General features: G+C 43.1%; 2 protein-coding genes. Both read left to right on the top strand.

Annotated elements, in window-relative coordinates:
• Positions 1-209 precede the first annotated feature (209 nt).
• Positions 210-749 (top strand): fimbrial protein, encoded by a 540-nt coding sequence (locus NNN71_RS24515; RefSeq protein WP_163448865.1) that lies wholly within the window; start codon positions 210-212, stop codon positions 747-749.
• A 54-nt stretch (positions 750-803) separates the two neighbouring features.
• Positions 804-1,547 (top strand): fimbrial biogenesis chaperone, encoded by a 744-nt coding sequence (locus tag NNN71_RS24510; protein WP_271459571.1) that lies wholly within the window; start codon positions 804-806, stop codon positions 1,545-1,547.
• Positions 1,548-1,607 lie beyond the last annotated feature (60 nt).

Below are 1,607 nucleotides of genomic sequence, written 5' to 3'. Positions count from 1 at the left end.
TCTATAAATTGCCGTTTAGCAAGTGTGTTATTTTACCAGGGAAACAGTAAGACTCAGGAAAACGCGATAAAAGTATACTCATAGTAATGCTTCTACAGGTTAGTGATATTTGTATAAGAGCAGCGTACGGCCAATGTTTTATGACATGAGTCATCCCGGATGTCACTCGCTAAAATAAGCGTTGAGTTTTTTATTAAGGAATAAATAGTATGAATAATAAATTGATAGCTGTCGCTTTTACCACCGCCGCCGTATTAGGTACTGTGTCTACTACCGTAAATGCGGATAATACTATTAAGTTTCAGGGTGAAGTTGCCGATCAAACCTGTACTGTAAATGTTAATGGTAATGCGTCTTCTCCTCTGGTCTTATTGCCAACGGTTCCAGCCTCATCTTTAGCCACAGCGGGAACAACGGCAGGCACGACTAATTTCACAATTGATATTTCAGGATGTACGGCTTCAACTTCCGATACGGCGATTAAAACTATTTTTGTCGGTAATAACCTGACCAGCAATGGTCGTATGGGAAATACGGGTTCCGCGACAAATGTCTCTTTACAACTGGTCGACCCGGCGACGCCATCGACTCCGCTTGATTTGACAGGGCAGACCGGTGCACCGGGTTTAAATCTGGTCGCAAACGCCACGTCTGCCTCTCACGATTTTGCCGTGCAGTACTACTCAGAAGGCACTGCAACGGCGGGTTCTGTACTGGGTAGTGTTCAGTACGCTATTTCTTACCAGTAATGCTGTCACCCCTTCCGAACTCTCGGAAGGGGGTTTTACCAAGAGTAATTTAAAATGACTACAAGAGCATTTTGCCGACTTATTATTTTTATCCCGGTTTGCATCCTGATGCTCTGTTCACCGGTGATGGCTAGCGTAGTGATGCTGAATACCAGGGTTATTTATCCGGCAGATACTCAATCTCAAACACTTCAGTTTTCTAATAATGACAATATTCCATATGTAATGCAGGTATGGTCAGATGTGAACAATCCCGCTTCAACGCCAGATACTACCGATGCGCCCTTTATGTCGGTTCCGGCACTGTTCCGTATTGAGCCACATACCGGACAGTCTGTCAGACTGATCTTTACGGGTAAAGATTTACCAAAGGATCGGGAGTCCTTATTTTATCTTAACTCAGTGCAGATCCCTCCAAAAAATGCGATTAAGGGAAATCAGAATCAAATGTCTGTCATTCTGCGTAATCGCTTAAAAATATTTTATCGACCTAAAGATATTGTTGGTAACCCGGATGGTGTTGCCCAACAGATCCATTTCTCTTTAAAAGAAAATAATGGGCATTGGGGACTGGTTGTAGAAAATACGTCTGGATATTATGCCTCTGTCATTAGTGCTTCTCTCGTATCCGGCACGCAAATCATACCGTTTCAGACCAGCATGATCCCGCCAAAGACAACGGTAACCTGGCCAATGAATAAGAAAGGACAGTCAATATCAGCGGCTAGCAAAGTGAAGTTTATATTAATAAATGATTATGGCGGCCAGACTCACGCGCAGGCGGAACTCGGCAGATAAGATTTACCCTGATAAAAATATTGCTTAGGATTTTTATATGCAGGGGATAGGGATGAATAT

Origin of the sequence: Kluyvera sp. Awk 3 (assembly GCF_028069715.1) — a bacterium.
Taxonomy (GTDB): Bacteria; Pseudomonadota; Gammaproteobacteria; order Enterobacterales; family Enterobacteriaceae; genus Kluyvera; species Kluyvera georgiana_A.
The sequence above is the reverse complement of the archived record's forward strand: the minus strand, read 5'-3'. Positions and strand labels throughout refer to the sequence as shown.

What these genes read in the sequence shown, in the direction of transcription:
- NNN71_RS24515 (WP_163448865.1), top strand. Translation starts at nt 210, where the DNA reads ATGAATAATAAATTGATAGCTGTCGCTTTTACCACCGCCGCCGTATTA.
- NNN71_RS24510 (WP_271459571.1), top strand. Translation starts at nt 804, where the DNA reads ATGACTACAAGAGCATTTTGCCGACTTATTATTTTTATCCCGGTTTGC.